Genomic DNA, 17,899 nt, shown 5'->3' with positions numbered 1-17,899 from the left:
GACCGTGGCAAGTGGCAACGCGATCCGGGGAAGCCGGGTCGGAGCGGGGCCGATGGGCGAGGCCGAGCGGGGCGAATCGGCGCCGCGCGCCCGCATCTCCTTCTGGTGCTCGAACGGGCACGAGACGCAGCCGAGCTTCGCCAGCGACGCGGCGATCCCGGAGACCTGGGACTGCCCCCGGTGTGGCTTCCCGGCCGGTCAGGACCGGGACAACCCGCCGGACCCGCCGCGCACGGAGCCGTACAAGACCCACCTCGCCTATGTGCGGGAGCGGCGCAGCGACGCGGACGGCGAGGCGATCCTCGCCGAAGCGCTGGCCAAACTGCGCGGCGAGATCTGAGCATGGTGTGAAGAAGTGACAAGCGGGCCTTGCCTGCGAACTCTGTTCGCAGGCAAGGCCCGTTCGTCGTCTCCAGGCCGCCCGCGTCGCGTTGTCAGTGGTCTCCTCTACGGTCGTTCGTGCAGGGGATCACCGACGCGGGGGGAGCGCCATGACGGCGACGGAAGCAGTGACGGCCAAGGCCGTGCCCGACTGGCGGGGCGGCTTCGGGAGGCTCTGGACGGCGGCCGTCGTCTCCCGGTTCGGCGACTCGCTGCGCACCGCCGCCCTGCCCCTGCTCGCCGCCTCGCTCACCGCCGACCCCGTCCTCATCGCCTCCGTCACCGCCTGCGGCTTCCTGCCCTGGCTCCTCTTCGGACTCCTCGGCGGCGCCGTCGCCGACCGGGTCGACCAGCGACGGGCCATGTGGGCCGTCGACCTCGTCCGCGGCGCGCTCATGGCCGCGTTCGCCGCGGCCGTCGCGCTCGGACACGCAACGATCGCCCTGCTGCTCGTCCTCGCCTTCGCCCTGACGACCCTGCAGACCCTCTTCGACAACGCCGCCACGGCCCTTCTGCCCGCCCTCGTCCCCACCGAGGCCCTGGCCGCCGCCAACGCCCGCCTGATGACCGGTCAGCAGTTCGCGGGCGGCCTCCTCGCCGCGCCCCTCGTGCCCGCCCTGCTCCTCGCCGGGGACGCCGTACCGTACGTGGCCGACGCCGCCACCTACGTCCTCGCCGCGCTCCTCATCGCCTCCCTGGGAACCGGCGCCCCCGAGCGGCCGCCCCGCCCGGCCGGGTCCAACCTCCGCAAGGAGATGGCCGAAGGGCTCGCCACCCTCCGCCGGGACCGCCCCCTGAAGTGGCTCTGCACCGCCACCACTCTCTGCAACGTCGGCATGGGCGCCCTCATCGCCACCCTCGTCGTCCATGTGACGGACGGGCTCCACGCCGGAAACGCCGCCTACGCGGCCACCATCACCGCCTACGCGGTGGGCGGCGTCGCCGGCGGCTTCCTCGCCCGCCGCCTCGCCGAACGGACCGGACGGATACGCGCCGTGGCTCTCGCCGGGACGGTCCAGACGGGCTGCCTGGTCCTCATGGGGGCCGTCCCCCTGCTCGCGGTATCGGTCGCGGCCATGGCGGTGTTCGGCTTCATGGGGACGGTGTGGAACGTCAACCAGACGACCCTCATGCAGGAGCGCGCCCCCGACGGGATGCTCGGCCGCATCGCCGCCGCCTTCCGCACCCTCGCCGTCGCGGGCGCCCCGCTCGGGGCGCTCCTCGGGGGCGCCGCGGCCGCCGGTTGGGGACCGCACACACCCGCCCTGCTCGCGGCGGCGCTGTTCGCGCTCGCCGTAGCGTCGTTGGCCCCCCTGATCAACTAGGTTGGAGGGGCAGCGGGGCAGACATACGAGAAGAAGTGGGCGATGTCCGAGATGAACAACCAAGGCCGCACCAGGCTGAACCGGCTGCCCGAGTGGGCCGCCCTCGGCAAGCACCGTGAGCAGCTGGGCGACACCCGTCTCCGCGAGCTCTTCGCCGCGGACCCGGCCCGCGGCACCGACCACACCCTGCGGGTCGGCGACCTCTACCTGGACTACTCCAAGCACCTCGTCACCGACGAGACGCTGACCCTGCTGCGCGACCTCGCCGCCGCCACCGGCGTGGCCGAGCTGCGCGACGCCATGTTCCGCGGCGAGAAGATCAACACCACCGAGGACCGCGCCGTCCTCCACACCGCGCTGCGCGCCCCGCGCGAGGCCGTCATCGAGGTCGACGGGGAGAACGTCGTCCCCGCGGTCCACGCCGTCCTCGACCGGATGGGCGCCTTCGCCGACAAGGTCCGCGCGGGCGAGTGGACCGGCCACACCGGCAAGCCGGTCAAGAACATCGTGAACATCGGCATCGGCGGCTCCGACCTCGGACCCGCCATGGCCTACGAGGTCCTGCGCTCCTTCACCCAGCGGGACCTGACGCTCCGTTTCGTCTCCAACGTCGACGGCGCCGACCTCCACGAGGCCGTCCGCGACCTCGACCCGGCCGAGACGCTCTTCATCGTCGCCTCGAAGACCTTCACCACCATCGAGACGATCACCAACGCCACCTCCGCCCGCGACTGGCTCCTCGCCGGTCTGGGGGCCGGTCAGGAGGCCGTAGCCAAGCACTTCGTGGCCCTCTCGACCAACGCGGAGAAGGTCGCCGGGTTCGGCATCGACACCACCAACATGTTCGAGTTCTGGGACTGGGTCGGCGGCCGCTACTCCTACGACTCCGCCATCGGCCTCTCCCTGATGATCGCCATCGGCCCGGAGCGCTTCCGCGAGATGCTCGACGGTTTCCACCTCGTCGACGAGCACTTCCGCACCGCCCCACCCGAGGAGAACGCGCCGCTGCTGCTCGGCCTCCTCGGCGTCTGGTACGGCGCGTTCTTCGACGCCCAGTCGCACGCCGTCCTGCCGTACTCCCACTACCTGTCCAAGTTCACCGCCTACCTCCAGCAGCTCGACATGGAGTCCAACGGCAAGTCGGTGGACCGCGAGGGCAACCCCGTCGACTGGCAGACCGGCCCCGTCGTCTGGGGCACCCCCGGCACCAACGGGCAGCACGCCTACTACCAGTTGATCCACCAGGGCACCAAGGTCATCCCGGCCGACTTCATCGGCTTCGCCCGGCCCGTCGCCGACCTGCTCCCCGGCCTCGTCGCCCAGCACGACCTGCTGATGGCCAACTTCTTCGCCCAGACGCAGGCCCTCGCCTTCGGCAAGACGCCCGAGGAGGTACGCGCCGAGGGCGTCGCCGAGGAACTCGTCCCGCACAAGACCTTCCAGGGCAACCACCCGACCACCACGATCCTGGCCGACGCGCTCACCCCGTCCGTCCTCGGCCAGCTGATCGCGCTCTACGAGCACAAGGTCTTCGTCCAGGGAGCCATCTGGAACATCGACTCCTTCGACCAGTGGGGCGTCGAACTCGGCAAGGTCCTCGCCAAGAAGATCGAGCCGGTCCTGACGCGGGGCGAGGGCGCCGAGCAGCTCGACAGCTCGACCGCCGGCCTCGTCACGGCCTACCGCGCCCTGCGCGACCGGGGCTGACCGTATGACGGGGGAGAACGCGGTGCGGCTGCGGCCGCCCAGGAACGCCGTGGACGAGCGGGCCGTCGCCTGGTGGCGCAGCCGGCTCCTGGTGACCACCGCCGTGCCGGTGGTGGTCCTCGCCGTCCTCGGCGCGCTCATCGGGCCCGCACGGTTCTGGCTGCTGCTCGCGGCCGGGGCCGTCGCGGCCGTCGGCCTCGCCTGCGCCGCGTTCTTCCCCGCCTGGTGGTTCCGGGTGCACCGCTGGGAGATCACCGACGAGGCCGTCTACGTCCGCACCGGGGCCCTGTGGCAGGAGTGGCGGATCGCCCCGATGTCCAGGATCCAGACGGTCGACACCGTACGCGGCCCGCTGGAGCAGCTCTTCCGGCTCGGCACCGTCACGGTGACCACCGCCTCCTCGAAGGGCGCGCTCCGCATCGAGGGCCTCGACCACGAGCTCGCCGCCGAGCTCGGCGAACGGCTGACGGCCCTCACCCAGGCGACCCCAGGGGACGCCACATGAGCGGAGACGTGCCCGCCGCGGACGCGACCGCCCCAGGCCGGGAGAAGCGTCCCGGTGAGGAGTGGCGGCGGCTCGACCGGCGCATGCTCCTGGCCACCGCCGCCGTCCTGTGCGGCGTGGCCGGCGGCGCCGGGCTGCCCGCCGCGCTCGGCCTCGCCGGATCCAGGCCGCTGTGGCAGGCCCTCTCCTGGGTCCTCGCCGGAGCGTTCCTCCTCGTCCTCGGCGGCACCGTCGTCGACTACGTCCGCTGGCGTCGCACCCGCTACCGGATCGGCCCCGAGAGGGTCGAGCTCCACACCGGGCTCCTGCTGATCAAACGCCGCTCCCTGGCCCGCGAGCGCATCCGCAGCGTCGACCTCACCGCCAACCCCCTCCAGCGCGTCCTCGGCCTCGTCAAGGTCCGCATCGGCACCGGCGAGAGCACCGGCGGCAGCGAGTCCACGCTCGAACTCGACCTGGTCACCCGAGCCGAGGGCGAGCACCTGCGCCACGAACTCCTCGCCCGCACGACCACCGGCCCCGAGGACCTGCCGCACGAGGGCGCCCTCGCCACCGTCGACCCGCGCTGGATCCGTTACGCCCCGGTCTCCTTCCTCGCCCCCGCCCTCGGCGGCGCGGCGGCCGGAGCCGTCATGCAGGTCAGCGAGTGGTTCGGCGCCCAGGCAGAGGTCATCGACTGGATAGGGGACCGCTTCCGGGACGTCTCCGTCACCTGGATAGTCATCGACCTGATTCTCCTCGCCACCGTCGTGGGAGCCGTCGGATCCCTCGGGCTCTGGGTCGAGATGTGGTGGAACTACCGACTGGAGCGCGAGCCCGGCGGCACCCTGCGCGTCCGCCGCGGCCTCCTCACCGCCCGCTCGGTCTCCATCGAGGAGCGCCGGCTGCGCGGGATCGAGCTCGTCGAGCCGCTGGGGGTACGTCTGTTCGGCGCCGCGCGCGTCGACGCCGTCGCCACCGGCCTCGCCAAGGACGACGGGGACAAGCACGCCGACCTCAAGAACCTGCTGCCGGCCGCGCCCCGGGAGACCGCCGACCGCGTCGCCGCCCAGGTCCTGCGCGAGCCCGAACCGCCCACCGGGGCGCCGCTCGCCGCCCACCCCCGTGCCGCCCGCACCCGCCGGCTGGGCTGGGCCCTGTGGTCCGTCGCCGCCCCGGTCGCCGTCCTCGCCGTCCTCGGACTCCTCCGCACCCCGGTCCTGCTGTACGTGGCGGCCGGCTGCGCCGTGGTCCTCACCCCGCTCGCGCTGCTCCTCGCCCTCGACGCGTACCGCGGTCTCGGACACGGCGTCAGCGGCGCCTATCTGGTGACCCGTTCGGGTACGGTCCGACGCGCCACGGTCGCCCTCCAGCGCTCCGGCGTCATCGGCTGGACCGTCAAGCAGTCGTACTTCCAGCGCCGCGCGGGCGTCCTCACGCTGACCGCCACGACGGCGGCGGGCGAGGGCGCGTACGACATCTACGACGCGGGTGAGACCCAGGGCCTGGTCTTCGCCGCCGAGGCCGTACCGGACCTCCTCGCGCCCTTTCTCGAGCCCGTACCGACGCCGGAGGCCCGGTCCACCGAGGGGTGAACCGGGCCTCCGGGTCGTGCGTCAGGCCGAAGCAGGCGGATACAGGCTCCGCGGCAGCTCCGAGGCCGCCGCCGCGTCGAGCAGCCACAGCGTGCGCGAGCGGCCGTAGGCGCCGGCCGCGGGGGCCTGCACCTCGCCCGCGCCGGACAGCGCGATCGCCGCGGCCTTCGCCTTGTCCTCGCCGGCCGCGAGCAGCCAGACCTCCTTGGCCGCCCTGATCGCCGGAAGCGTCAGCGAGATCCGGAGCGGCGGCGGTTTGGGAGCGCCGTGCACCCCGACCACCGTCCGCTCGGTCTCGCGAACCGCCGGCAGCTCAGGGAAGAGCGAGGCCACGTGCGTGTCAGGTCCGACGCCCAGCATCAGCACGTCGAACGCCGGCACGCCGGCACGGTCGGCGGGACCGGCCGCGGCGGCCAGCTCCTCCGCGTACGCGGCCGCGGCGGCGTCGACATCACTGCCGTACGCGCCGTCCGAGGCCGGCATCGCGTGCACCCGCGCCGGGTCCAGCGGGACCCGGTCGAGCAGCGCCTCACGGGCCTGGGTGACGTTCCGCTCGGGGTCGCCCTCCGGCAGGAAACGCTCGTCGCCCCACCACAGGTCGAGCCGCGACCAGTCGATGGCGTCCCGGGCGGGCGCCGTACCGAGCGCCGCGAGCAGGCCGTTGCCGTTGCGTCCGCCGGTCAGCACGACCGAGGCGGAGCCGCGGGTGGCCTGGGCGTCCACGATCCGGGTGATCAGCCGGGCCGCGGCGGCCTGCGCCATCAGCTCCTTGTCGCGGTGGACGACCAGCTGAGGGGTGCTCACTTGGCCGCCGCCTTCTTGGCCGGGGCCTTCTTCGCGGCGGGCTTCGCGGGGGCCGGGGCCGCCGACTCCACGACCACGACGGCCTCGGCGGCCGCCTGGGCGACGGACTCGTCGACCGACTCGGGAGCGACGGTCGCCGCCTCCTCGTCGAGCCGCTCGAGACCGAACTTGAGCGCCGTCGCGTAGGTGTCGTCCGGGTCGAGCCGGCGCAGCTCCTCCGCGATCAGCTCGGCCGTGTCCCGGCGCTTGAGCGCCACGCCACGGTCCGGCTGCCCCTGGATGGAGAGCGTCGCGAGCGAGCCGTCCGGCCGGTCGAGCACGATCGGACCGGAGCTGGTCTCCATCCGTACGGAGGTGAGACCGGGCCCCGCCGAAGCCGAGCGCCGCACCGGCACCTGCAGCCGCTCGGCCAGCCACATCGCGAGCAGCTCGACGCTGGGGTTGAACTCCTCGCCCTCGACCTCGGCCGAGGTCACCTCGCACACGACCTGGTCGAGCGCGGCGGCGAGCATCGAGCGCCACGGGGTGATCCGGGTCCACGAGAGGTCCGTGTCGCCCGGGGTGTACGTGTCCGCCCGCGCCGTCAGCTCCTGGATGGGCTGCTCGGCGGCGTACGTGTCGGTCACCCGGCGCTGGGCGAGCGCGCCCAGCGGGTCGTTCGCCGGGTCGGTCGGCGCGTTCACCGGCCACCAGACGACGACGGGGGCGTCCGGGAGGAGCAGCGGAAGCACCACCGACTGGGCGTGGTCGACGACCTCGCCGTACAGCCGGAGGACAACCGTTTCGCCGGTGCTGGCGTCGGCGCCGAGGCGGACCTCGGCGTCGAGTCGTGCCTTGGCGCGGTCCCGCGGGGAGCGCGAGACCCGCTTGATGACGACGAGGGTCCGCGAGGGGTGCTCGCGGGACGCCTCGTTTGCCGCCTTCAGCGCGTCGTAGGCGTTCTCCTCGTCGGTGACGATGACGAGGGTGAGCACCATGCCGACGGCCGGCGTGCCGATCGCCCGCCGCCCGAGCACCAGCGCCTTGTTGATCTTGGATGACGTGGTGTCCGTCAGGTCGGTCTTCATGGCCGGCGCCAGCTCCGTCCGTCTCGTGCGAGCATCTCGTCCGCCTCGACCGGACCCCAGGTCCCGGACTGGTACTGCGCGGGCTTGCCGTGCCTGTCCCAGAACTGCTCGATCGGGTCGAGGATCTTCCAGGACAGCTCGACCTCCTCGACTCGCGGGAAGAGGTTCGAGTCGCCGAGCAGGACGTCGAGGATGAGCCGCTCGTACGCCTCGGGGCTGGACTCCGTGAAGGACTCGCCGTAGGCGAAGTCCATCGACACGTCCCGGATCTCCATCTGGGTGCCGGGCACCTTGGAGCCGAACCGCACCGTCACGCCCTCGTCCGGCTGGACCCGGATCACGATGGCGTTGCGGCCGAGTTCCTCGGTCGCGGTGTGGTCGAAGGGGGAGTGCGGGGCGCGCTGGAAGACGACCGCGATCTCGGTGACGCGACGGCCCAGGCGCTTGCCCGTACGGAGGTAGAAGGGGACGCCCGCCCAGCGGCGGTTGTCGATCTCCAGCTTCACGGCCGCGTAGGTGTCGGTCTTCGACTGGGGGTCGATGCCGTCTTCCTGGAGGTAGCCGACGGCCTTCTCGCCGCCCTGCCACCCAGCCGCGTACTGGCCGCGGACCGTGGTCTTCCCGAGGTCCTTCGGCAGCTTCACCGCGCCGAGGACCTTGGTCTTCTCGGCGGCGAGCGCGTCGGCGTCGAAGGAGGCGGGCTCCTCCATCGCGGTCAGCGCGAGCAGCTGGAGCAGGTGGTTCTGGATGACGTCACGGGCGGCGCCGATGCCGTCGTAGTACCCGGCCCGGCCGCCGATGCCGATGTCCTCGGCCATCGTGATCTGGACGTGGTCGACGTACGACCGGTTCCAGATCGGCTCGAAGAGGGTGTTGGCGAAGCGGAGCGCCAGGATGTTCTGGACGGTCTCCTTGCCGAGGTAGTGGTCGATCCGGAAGACCGCCTCGGGCGGGAAGACCTCGTGGACGACCTCGTTGAGCTCCTTGGCGGAGACCAGGTCGTGGCCGAAGGGCTTCTCGATGACCGCGCGGCGCCAGGAACCGTTCTTCTGGTCGGCGAGGCCGTGCTTCTTCAGCTGCTGGACGACCAGCGGGAAGAACTTCGGCGGCACGGAGAGGTAGAAGGCGAAGTTGCCGCCGGTGCCCTGCGCCTTGTCCAGCTCCTCGACGGTGGACTTCAGCTTCTCGAAGGCCTCGTCGTCGTCGAAGTCGCCCTGGACGAACCGCATGCCCTGGATCAGCTGCTGCCACACCTCCTCGCGGAACGGGGTGCGCGCGTGCTGCTTGACGGCCTCGTAGACCTCCTGCGCGAAGTCCTCGTCCTGCCACTCACGGCGGGCGAAGCCGATGAGCGAGAAGCCCGGCGGCAGCAGGCCGCGGTTGGCCAGGTCGTAGACGGCGGGCATCAGCTTCTTACGGGACAAATCGCCCGTGACGCCGAAGATCACCAGGCCCGACGGCCCCGCGATACGCGGGAGCCGTCGGTCGGCGGCGTCACGGAGCGGGTTGGCTCCGTCGACTGCGCTCAAAGTGCTTACGCCTCCGCGGGTACGCGGCGCGAGAGCTCCGCCTCGGTGGACTTGAGGAGGTCGTTCCAGGACGCCTCGAACTTGTCGACGCCCTCGTCCTCGAGGAGCTGCACGACCTCGTCGTAGCTGATGCCCAGCTCCGCGATGGCCGCCAGCTCCGCGCGGGACTGGTCGTACGTGCCGCGCACGGTGTCACCGGTGACCTCGCCGTGGTCGGCGGTGGCCTCCAGGGTGCCTTCCGGCATGGTGTTGACCGTGCCCGGGGCGACCAGGTCCACGACGTACAGCGTGTCCTTGTACGCCGGGTCCTTGACGCCGGTCGAGGCCCACAGCGGACGCTGCTTGTTGGCCTGCGCCTTGTCGAGGGCGGCCCAGCGCTCCGAGGAGAAGACCTCCTCGAACGCCTCGTAGGCCAGGCGGGCGTTGGCCAGCGCGGCCTTGCCCTTGAGCGCCTTGGCCTCGTCCGTGCCGATGCCGTCCAGGCGCTTGTCGATCTCCGAGTCCACACGGGACACGAAGAAGGACGCCACCGAGTGGATCTTCGAGAGGTCGAGGCCGCGCTCGCGGGCCTTCTCCAGGCCCGCCAGGTAGGCGTCCATGACCGCGCGGTAGCGCTCGAGGGAGAAGATCAGCGTCACGTTGACGCTGATGCCGAGGCCGATGACCTCGGTGATCGCCGGCAGACCCGCCTTGGTCGCCGGAATCTTGATGAGCGTGTTGGGGCGGTCCACCAGCCAGGCCAGCTGCTTGGCCTCGGCGATGGTGGCGACCGTCTCGTGGGCGAGACGGGGGTCGACCTCGATGGAGACCCGGCCGTCCTGGCCGTCGGTCGCCTCGAAGACCGGCCGCAGGATGTCGGCGGCGTCGCGGACGTCCGCCGTCGTGATCATGCGGATGGCCTCGTCGACGGTCACCTTGCGGGCGGCGAGGTCGGCGAGCTGCTGCTCGTAGCCGTCACCCGAGGAGATGGCCTTCTGGAAGATCGACGGGTTCGTGGTCACACCGACCACGTGGCTCTGGTCGATGAGCTCGGCCAGGTTGCCGGACGTGATCCGCTTGCGCGAGAGGTCGTCCAGCCAGATCGCGACGCCTTCGTCGGAGAGGCGCTTGAGAGCGTCTGTCATGAGAATTGCATCTCCATTAAGTCGTACGTATGGGCGTCAGCGCGCGGCGGCGTCGAGAGATTCCCGCGCGGCGGCGACGATCGCCTCCGGCGTGAACCCGAACTCGCGGAAGAGGACCTTCGCGTCCGCCGAGGCACCGAAGTGCTCCAGCGAGACGATCCGGCCGGCGTCCCCGACGTACCGGTGCCAGGTGAGACCGATGCCGGCCTCGACCGCGACGCGGGCCTTGACCGACGGCGGCAGGACGGAGTCCTTGTACGCCTGGTCCTGCTCCTCGAACCACTCGACGGACGGCATCGAGACCACCCGGGTCGGGACACCGGCGGCCTGGAGCTGCTCACGGGCCTCGACGGCCAGGTGCACCTCGGAGCCCGTGCCGATCAGCACGACCTGGGCCTCGCCGCCCTCGGCGTCGAACAGTACGTAGCCGCCCTTGGCCGCGTCGTCGTTCGGCGCGTAGGTCGGCACGCCCTGGCGGGTGAGGGCGAGACCGTGCGGAGCGCCCTTGCCGAAGACCTTGGTGTGCCGCTTCATGATCTCGCGCCAGGCGATCGACGTCTCGTTGGCGTCGGCCGGGCGGACCACGTTCAGACCCGGGATCGCGCGCAGCGAGGCCAGGTGCTCCACCGGCTGGTGGGTCGGGCCGTCCTCGCCGAGGCCGATCGAGTCGTGCGTCCAGACGTACGTCACCGGCAGGTGCATCAGGGCCGACAGACGCACGGCGTTGCGCATGTAGTCGGAGAACACCAGGAAGGTGCCGCCGTAGATCCTGGTGTTGCCGTGGAGCGCGATGCCGTTCATCTCGGCGGCCATCGAGTGCTCGCGGATGCCGAAGTGGATCGTGCGGCCGTAAGGGTCGGCCTCCGGCAGCGGGTTGCCCTCGGGCAGGAACGACGAGGTCTTGTCGATCGTCGTGTTGTTCGAGCCGGCCAGGTCGGCCGAGCCGCCCCACAGCTCCGGGAGGACCGCGCCAAGCGCCTGGAGGACCTTGCCCGAGGCGGCACGGGTGGCGACACCCTTGCCCGGCTCGAAGACGGGGAGCTTCTCCTCCCAGTCGGCCGGCAGCTCGTTCGCCTGGATGCGGTCGAACTCCGCCGCCCGCTCCGGGTTGGCCGTACGCCACTCCGCGAGGGACTTCTCCCACGCGACGCGGGCCTCACGGCCACGGTCGCCGAGCGAGCGGGTGTGCGCGATGACCTCGTCGGTGACCTCGAAGGTCTGCTCCGGGTCGAAGCCCAGGACACGCTTGGTGGCCGCGATCTCCTCGTCGCCGAGCGCCGAGCCGTGCGAGGCCTCGGTGTTCTGCGCGTTCGGCGCGGGCCAGGCGATGATCGAGCGCATCGCGATGAACGACGGACGCTCGGTCTCGGCCTCGGCGGCCCTGACCGCCGCGTACAGCGCGGCCGGGTCCAGGTCGCCGTTGGCCTGCGGCTCGACACGCTGGACGTGCCAGCCGTACGCCTCGTACCGCTTCATCGTGTCCTCGGACACGGCGGTCTCGGTGTCGCCCTCGATCGAGATGTGGTTGTCGTCCCACAGCAGGATCAGGTTGCCGAGCTTCTGGTGGCCCGCGAGCGAGGACGCCTCGGCGGAGATGCCCTCCTGCAGGCAGCCGTCACCGGCGATCGCGTAGATGCGGTGGTCGAACGGGGAGGTGCCGGGGGCCGCCTCCGGGTCGAACAGACCGCGCTCGTAACGGGCGGCCATCGCCATGCCCACGGCGTTGGCGACACCCTGGCCCAGCGGGCCCGTCGTCGTCTCGACCGCGGCCGTGTGGCCGTACTCCGGGTGACCGGGGGTCTTCGAACCCCAGGTGCGGAAGGCCTTCAGGTCGTCCAGCTCAAGACCGAAGCCACCCAGGTACAGCTGGGTGTAGAGGGTCAGGGACGAGTGGCCCGCGGAGAGGACGAACCGGTCGCGCCCGACCCACTCGGGGTCGGCCGGGTCGTGGCGCATCACCTTCTGGAAGAGGGTGTACGCGGCGGGCGCGAGGCTCATCGCCGTACCGGGATGGCCGTTGCCGACCTTCTGTACGGCGTCCGCGGCCAGGACGCGGGCGGTGTCGACAGCCCGCTGGTCCAATTCGGTCCACTCGAGGTCTGTGGTGGTCGGCTTAGTGCTCACCCTGGGTCAGGGCTCCTCTCCACATGTTCTGAAGCCGGTGACTGAGGGTGTACCGGCGGTGTCGAGCCTACCCCCGAAGGAGCCCCCTCTTTTCGTGCCCAGGCCCCTCAAATGAGCGGACAGAGCAAGACTGCCGGTGGCCGTGTGACTTCGCCTCCCGAACGGTGTCCACGCCTTGGGACACACCCCTCCAACACGACCCCACCCCCGCGAAGATCGGCGTCTGGGCAACGTCTACAGTGGCGTGGTACGCGCAAGCTTCACCCCGTCTTCATACGGGGAGCTTGCTGGGAATTTCTCTGTCAGGGGTGTGCGTGACGGCCGTCGAGTCCCGACCCGCAGGGGTCGTCTTGACTCCCAGCCCGGGGGGCCATCGGCCGTTCGGGGCCCGCGTCAAGGCATACGTGGCGCTGACCAAGCCGCGGATCATCGAGCTTCTGCTCATCACGACCGTTCCGGTGATGTTCCTCGCCGAACAGGGCGTGCCGAACCTGTGGCTGGTACTCGCCACCTGCTTCGGCGGCTACCTGTCGGCGGGCGGCGCCAACGCGCTGAACATGTACATCGACCGCGACATCGACGCCCTCATGGACCGCACCTCCCAGCGCCCGCTGGTCACCGGCGTACTCACGCCGCGTGAGGGCCTGGTCTTCGGCCTCAGCCTCGCGGTGATCTCCACGCTCTGGTTCGGGCTGCTGGTCAACTGGCTCTCCGCCGCGCTCTCGCTCGGCGCGCTCCTCTTCTACGTGGTCGTCTACACGATGATCCTGAAGCGGCGCACCGCCCAGAACATCGTCTGGGGCGGCATCGCCGGCTGCCTGCCGGTGCTCATCGGCTGGTCGGCCGTCACCAACTCGATGTCGTGGGCCGCGGTCATCCTCTTCCTCGTCATCTTCTTCTGGACGCCGCCGCACTACTGGCCGCTGTCCATGAAGGTGAAGGACGACTACGCGCGCGCCGGCGTGCCGATGCTGCCGGTCCTCGCCTCCAACAAGGTCGTGGCCAAGCAGATCGTCGCCTACAGCTGGGTGATGGTCGCCGTCTCGCTGCTGCTGACCCCGCTCGGCTACACCGGCTGGTTCTACACGGCCGTCGCGCTGCTCACCGGCGGCTGGTGGCTGTGGGAGGCGCACGGGCTGCTCAACCGCGCGAAGTCGGGCGCGACCGGCGCGAAGCTCAAGGAGATGCGGCTCTTCCACTGGTCCATCACCTATGTCTCGCTGCTCTTCGTGGCGGTCGCGGTGGACCCCTTCCTCCGCTGAGGCCCTTTCAGCGCTCAGATGATTCGTTCGGCCGACGGCCGGGTCACGTGGGATAGACCACGTGGCCCGGCCGTCGCCAGTCGATCTACCCCTCGGTAGCATCCTTGGCATGGCAGAAACGAAGCAGGAAGAGCGCAGGGCGGCCAGGCTCGCGAAGCAGATCCGGGCGTTCTCCGCGGAGCACGGCGGCGCCGAGGGGCAGCTCGCCCACATCGGCCAGGCGGGGACCCGGATCGTCCTCGTCGGCACGGACGGCGGCTGGGGCGACCTGGTCGCGCCCACGTACCCGATCGCGCGGCAGGCCGCCGAGAAGGCCGGTCTGACCCTCCACGACGAGTTCGACGGCGAGTTCGCCGCCAAGGTCGTCACCGGCCCGTACGAGTGGAGCCGGATGGCCGGTATCCAGCTCGGCGGCCCCTCCAACAGCTGAGGCAACAACCTCGCGCGGGGCTCACCCGTTAGGACGTGTGGAGACACGTCCACGCAGGGAGCCCCCCGAGATGATCGACACGCCGAGCCTGGTGGACCAGTACTGCCGGGGAGTGCTCCGTACGGAGCTCGGCCTCGGCACCTTCGAGACGCGTCTCGGCGCGCACCTCGGCGACCGGCGTGACGGTCCGCCGGGGCTGCCCGCCGCCGGGACGACCTTCTTCGATACGCAGACGGGTTTCGCCGTACGGCGCTGGTGTCCGCCGCTCCTCGGCCTCGAACCGCACTGCCCGCCGGCCCGCTACCTCGCCCGCCGCCGTGAGCTCGGCGTCGTCGAGGCGGGCCGCCGCCTCCTGAGGGCCTCCGGGATCTCCACCTATCTGGTGGACACGGGGCCCGCCGGCGACCTGACCCGGCCCGCCGAGCTCGCCGTCGCGGGCGCCGCCGAGGCCCACGAGATCGTCCGGCTCGAACCCCTCGCCGAACAGGTCGCCGACACCTCCGGGACCGTCGACGCGTTCCTCGCGAACCTCGCCGAGGCCGTCCACGGGGCCGCCGCGAGCGCCGTGGCCTTCACCTCCGTGGAGGGCGTACGCCGCGGTCTCGCGACGGCCCCCGAACCGCCGGGACCGGGGGAGGTGCGCGGGGCGGCGGGGCGCTGGCTGGCCGGACGACCGGCGGGCGGGCGGCTCACGGACCCCGTCCTGCTGCGTCATCTCCTCTGGATCGCGGTCACCGCGGGGCGCCCGCTCCAGCTGCACACGGGGGACCGGGACCCCGCCGTCCTCGGCGGCTTCGCCGACGCCACGACGGGGCTCGGCACCGATCTCGTCCTGCTCCACGCCTACCCGCACCATCGCGCGGCGGCGCACCTCACGGCCGTCCATCCGCATGTGTACGCGGACCTCGGCCCCGTCCTCGCCCACACCGGGGCCCGGGCGGCGGCCGTCCTCGCCGAGGTCCTGGAACGGGCGCCGTTCGGCAAGCTGCTGTTCTCCAGCGGCGCCCACGGACTGCCCGAACTCCACGTCGTCGCCGCCGGCGTCTTCCGCTCGGCGCTCACGCGGGTGCTCGGGGAGTGGGTGATGGAGGGCGCCTGGTCCCGCGCGGACGCCCAGCGCGTCGCCACGATGATCGCGGCGGGGAACGCCCGGCGGGTGTACCGGCTGGGCTAGGGCTGTCCGACAATCGGCGTCGGACAGGCCCTGGTCCGCGGTCCGTTCAGACGGTGGTGGTGAGTTCCGGGTCGGCCTGGGCCGGGATCTCGGCCGTGGGCGTCGGACGCTCGCGCATGCTCAGGGCGAGGCGCAGCACCGCGATCCACATCAGCGAGGAGCCGAGCATGTGGACGGCGACCAGGACCTCGGGGACCCCGGTGAAGTACTGGACGTAGCCGATGCCGCCCTGGGCGAGCAGCACGAGCAGCAGGTCGCGGGCGCGGGCCCGGGTGTCGTCCGGGGCGTCCACCACGCGCAGGACGAGCCACATGGCGAGCGCGAGCGCGCAGACGACCCACGCGGCGATGGCGTGGAGGTGGGCGGCGTCCGTCCAGTTCCACGGCATGCGCGGGACCTCGCTGCTGTCACCGGCGTGCTTGCCGGCGCCGGTCACCGTCGTACCGAGCGCGATGAGCAGACCCGAGGTGACGGCGAGCGCCCACGACAGCTTGCGGACCGGGCGCGGCACGCGCGGCCGGGGGGCGGTGTCGCCCTCGCCGGTCCGGTGCCAGGTGATGACCGCCACCGTGAGCAGGGCGTTCGCGGCGAGGAAGTGGCCGGCGACCGTCCACGGGTTGAGGCCCATCCACACCGTGATGCCGCCGATGACGGCGTTGCTCATCACGATCCAGAACTGCGCCCAGCCCCAGCGGGTGAGGTTCCGGCGCCACGGCTTGGTGGAGCGGGCGGCGATGATCGCCCAGCCGACGGCCGCCGACAGGACGTACGTCAGCATCCGGTTGCCGAACTCGATCAGGCCGCGGTAGCCCTGCTCGGGCGTGACGATGAGGCTGTCTTCCGTGCACTTCGGCCAGGTGTCGCAGCCGAGACCGGAACCGGTCAGCCGGACCGCGCCACCGGTGACGATGATGAACACGCTCATCACGACGGCGGAGAGCGCGGCGCGCCGGAGCGTCCGGGGGGACGGGGTCCAGCGCTGGGCGATGTAGGCGAGGGGGGTCAGCACGGGCCCCATCGTAGGACGGGGCTTGTGCACGCTTTCACGAGGGGGGTGGCTTGGGGGGAAACGTCACCCTCTGAACCCCGTCGGCTACTCCCAGCGGAAGAACTTCGCCGCCGCTCCGAGGCCCAGGACCGCCCAGACCGCCAGGATCAGCGCGTTGCCCCAGGGCATCGTGGCGCCGTTCTGGAGGACGTCCCGGAGGCTGTCGGAGAGGGCGGAGATCGGGAGCAGTTCCAGGAGGGAGCGGGCCGGTTCGGGGAACCTGTCCAGCGGCACGACGACCCCGCCGCCGACCAGGAGCAGCAGGAAGACCAGGTTGGCGGCGGCCAGGGTGGCCTCCGCCTTGAGGGTGCCCGCCATGAGCAGCCCGAGGCCGGAGAAGGCGGCCGTGCCGAGGACCAGGAGCAGCGCGACGGAGAAGGGGTCGCCGTGCGGGGACCAGCCGAGGGCCAGGGCGATCGCCGTGAGGAGCGCGACCTGGAGGACCTCGGTGACCAGGACGGCGAGCGTCTTGGCGGTCATGAGGGCCCAGCGGGGGAGCGGTGAGGCGCCGAGCCGCTTGAGGACCCCGTACCGCCGCTCGAAACCGGTGGCGATGGCCTGGCCGGTGAAGGCGGTCGAGAGCACGGCGAGCGCGAGGACGCCCGGGGCGAGGAAGTCGACGGCCTTGTCCGTGCCCGTGTCGACGATGTCGACGGTGGAGAAGAGGACGAGGAGCAGCGACGGGATGATCACGGTCAGGAGCAGCTGCTCGCCGTTGCGCAGCAGCATCCTGGTCTCCAGGGCCGTCTGCGCCGCGATCATCCGGCCGACGGGCGCGGCGCCCGGCCTGGGGGAGTAGGTGCCCGTGCTCATGACCGGAGTTCCTTGCCTGTGAGCTCAAGAAAGACGTCTTCGAGGGTGTGGCGTTCGACGGAGATGCCCCCGGGCATGACGCCGTGCTGGGCGCACCAGGTGGTGACCGTGGCGAGCAGCTGGGGGTCGACGGTGCCGGTGATCCGGTACGTGCCCGGGAGGGGCTCCGCCGCTGCCGTGCCGTCCGGCAGCGCCTTGAGCAGTGAGCCCAGGTCGAGCCCGGGGCGGCCGGTGAAGCGCAGGGTGTTCTCGGCGCCGCCGCGGCAGAGCTGCTCGGGGCTGCCCTGGGCGGCGACCCGGCCGGCGTCGACGATGGCGACGTCGTCGGCGAGCTCCTCGGCCTCCTGCATGAAGTGGGTGGTGAGGACGACCGTCACGCCGTCGGCGCGCAGCTCGCGCACGAGGTCCCAGGTGGCGCGGCGGGCCTGCGGGTCGAGTCCGGCGGTCGGCTCGTCGAGGAAGACGAGCTCGGGGCGGCCGACGACGGCCATGGCGAGCGCGAGGCGCTGCTGCTGGCCGCCGGAGAGCCGGCGATAGGTGGTGCGGCCGCAGGAGTCGAGGCCGAGCCGCTCGATCAGGGCGTCCACGTCCAGGGGGTGGGCGTGCAGCGTGGCCATGTGGCGGAGCATCTCGTCGGCCCGGGCGCCGGAGTAGACGCCGCCGGACTGGAGCATCACGCCGATCCGGGGGCGCAGGGCGGCCGCGTCGGCGACCGGGTCGAGGCCGAGGACGCGGACGGTGCCGCCGTCGGGCCTGCGGTAGCCCTCGCAGGTCTCGATCGTGGTCGTCTTGCCGGCCCCGTTGGGGCCGAGGACGGCGGTGACGGTGTGCGCCCGCACGTCGAGGTCGAGGCCGTCGACGGCGGTCTTTTTTCCGTACCGCTTGACCAGGCCGCTTACACGGACGGCGCTGTCGACGGACTCGTTTCCCATGGGCGGAAGTCTAGAGAGGAGTCGAAGGTCCTCCCGGCGCGGGGGCCCGGGGGGCGCCCCGCCGGGAAGGCGCGGTACGGGCGGCGGAGGCCGTGTGGCC

At 71.8% G+C, this 17,899-nt stretch carries 16 protein-coding genes; 8 read left to right on the top strand and 8 right to left on the bottom strand.

Translation table 11 applies throughout. The features are described 5' to 3' along the window. The first annotated feature begins 4 nt into the window (after positions 1-4). The 5 genes from ACWFR1_RS15455 (at position 5) to ACWFR1_RS15435 (ending at position 5,492) form a co-directional block, all read left to right on the top strand. Positions 5-340 carry an RNA polymerase-binding protein RbpA gene (locus ACWFR1_RS15455; RefSeq protein WP_071891222.1) on the top strand — a complete coding sequence of 112 codons (336 nt, stop codon included), beginning with the start codon at positions 5-7 and terminating at the stop codon, positions 338-340. A gap of 151 nt (positions 341-491) precedes the next feature. Then, a complete protein-coding gene (locus ACWFR1_RS15450) occupies positions 492-1,706 on the top strand; it encodes an MFS transporter (RefSeq protein ID WP_453550998.1) in 1,215 nt (404 codons plus the stop codon). Between the two features lie 51 nt (positions 1,707-1,757). Then, a complete protein-coding gene (pgi, locus tag ACWFR1_RS15445) occupies positions 1,758-3,413 on the top strand; it encodes a glucose-6-phosphate isomerase (protein ID WP_453551057.1) in 1,656 nt (551 codons plus the stop codon). 4 nt (positions 3,414-3,417) lie between these two features. Further along, on the top strand, positions 3,418-3,918 hold the full coding sequence (locus tag ACWFR1_RS15440) for a PH domain-containing protein (protein WP_453550995.1): 501 nt from the start codon (positions 3,418-3,420) through the stop codon (positions 3,916-3,918). After that, positions 3,915-5,492, top strand: a complete 1,578-nt coding sequence (locus ACWFR1_RS15435; RefSeq protein ID WP_453550993.1) for a PH domain-containing protein — start codon at positions 3,915-3,917, stop codon at positions 5,490-5,492. The genes ACWFR1_RS15440 and ACWFR1_RS15435 overlap by 4 nt, the downstream gene beginning before the upstream one ends. Before the next feature lie 21 nt (positions 5,493-5,513). Here ACWFR1_RS15435 and pgl read toward each other — a convergent pair whose 3' ends face one another. The 5 genes from pgl to tkt are packed head-to-tail and all read right to left on the bottom strand — an operon-like array spanning position 5,514 to position 12,140. Next, on the bottom strand, positions 5,514-6,296 hold the full coding sequence (gene pgl / locus ACWFR1_RS15430) for a 6-phosphogluconolactonase (protein ID WP_453550990.1): 783 nt from the start codon (positions 6,294-6,296) through the stop codon (positions 5,514-5,516). Continuing rightward, positions 6,293-7,363 carry a glucose-6-phosphate dehydrogenase assembly protein OpcA gene (opcA, locus tag ACWFR1_RS15425; protein WP_453550988.1) on the bottom strand — a complete coding sequence of 357 codons (1,071 nt, stop codon included), beginning with the start codon at positions 7,361-7,363 and terminating at the stop codon, positions 6,293-6,295. Before opcA ends, pgl begins: the two co-directional genes overlap by 4 nt. Then, on the bottom strand, positions 7,360-8,892 hold the full coding sequence (zwf, locus tag ACWFR1_RS15420) for a glucose-6-phosphate dehydrogenase (protein WP_453550985.1): 1,533 nt from the start codon (positions 8,890-8,892) through the stop codon (positions 7,360-7,362). The genes opcA and zwf overlap by 4 nt, the downstream gene beginning before the upstream one ends. A gap of 5 nt (positions 8,893-8,897) precedes the next feature. Then, positions 8,898-10,016: a transaldolase gene (tal, locus tag ACWFR1_RS15415; protein WP_453550983.1), complete on the bottom strand. Its 1,119-nt coding sequence runs from the start codon at positions 10,014-10,016 to the stop codon at positions 8,898-8,900. Between the two features lie 36 nt (positions 10,017-10,052). Beyond that, entirely contained in the window at positions 10,053-12,140 is a 2,088-nt protein-coding gene (gene tkt / locus ACWFR1_RS15410) for a transketolase (RefSeq protein WP_453550981.1), read from the bottom strand. Positions 12,141-12,454: 314 nt separating this feature from the next. On the opposite strand from tkt, the gene ACWFR1_RS15405 reads away from it, so the two are divergent. The 3 genes from ACWFR1_RS15405 (at position 12,455) to ACWFR1_RS15395 (ending at position 15,006) form a co-directional block, all read left to right on the top strand. Further along, a complete protein-coding gene (locus ACWFR1_RS15405; protein WP_453550979.1) occupies positions 12,455-13,402 on the top strand; it encodes a heme o synthase in 948 nt (315 codons plus the stop codon). Between the two features lie 109 nt (positions 13,403-13,511). Then, positions 13,512-13,832, top strand: a complete 321-nt coding sequence (locus ACWFR1_RS15400; RefSeq protein WP_453550976.1) for a hypothetical protein — start codon at positions 13,512-13,514, stop codon at positions 13,830-13,832. A gap of 70 nt (positions 13,833-13,902) precedes the next feature. Beyond that, a complete protein-coding gene (locus tag ACWFR1_RS15395) occupies positions 13,903-15,006 on the top strand; it encodes an amidohydrolase family protein (RefSeq protein WP_453550973.1) in 1,104 nt (367 codons plus the stop codon). A 46-nt stretch (positions 15,007-15,052) separates the two neighbouring features. Here ACWFR1_RS15395 and ACWFR1_RS15390 read toward each other — a convergent pair whose 3' ends face one another. The 3 genes from ACWFR1_RS15390 to ACWFR1_RS15380 all read right to left on the bottom strand — a co-directional run bounded on the left by ACWFR1_RS15390 (position 15,053) and on the right by ACWFR1_RS15380 (position 17,799). Continuing rightward, on the bottom strand, positions 15,053-16,024 hold the full coding sequence (locus ACWFR1_RS15390) for a COX15/CtaA family protein (protein ID WP_453550970.1): 972 nt from the start codon (positions 16,022-16,024) through the stop codon (positions 15,053-15,055). Positions 16,025-16,099: 75 nt separating this feature from the next. Next, complete coding sequence (locus ACWFR1_RS15385) at positions 16,100-16,867, bottom strand: ABC transporter permease (RefSeq protein WP_453550968.1); 768 nt, start codon at positions 16,865-16,867, stop codon at positions 16,100-16,102. Then, entirely contained in the window at positions 16,864-17,799 is a 936-nt protein-coding gene (locus tag ACWFR1_RS15380) for an ABC transporter ATP-binding protein (protein ID WP_453550965.1), read from the bottom strand. The genes ACWFR1_RS15385 and ACWFR1_RS15380 overlap by 4 nt, the downstream gene beginning before the upstream one ends. Positions 17,800-17,899 lie beyond the last annotated feature (100 nt).

The sequence above is a fragment of the Streptomyces sp. NPDC055103 genome (assembly GCF_053607625.1).
This window is presented reverse-complemented; position numbering and strand designations above follow the sequence as displayed.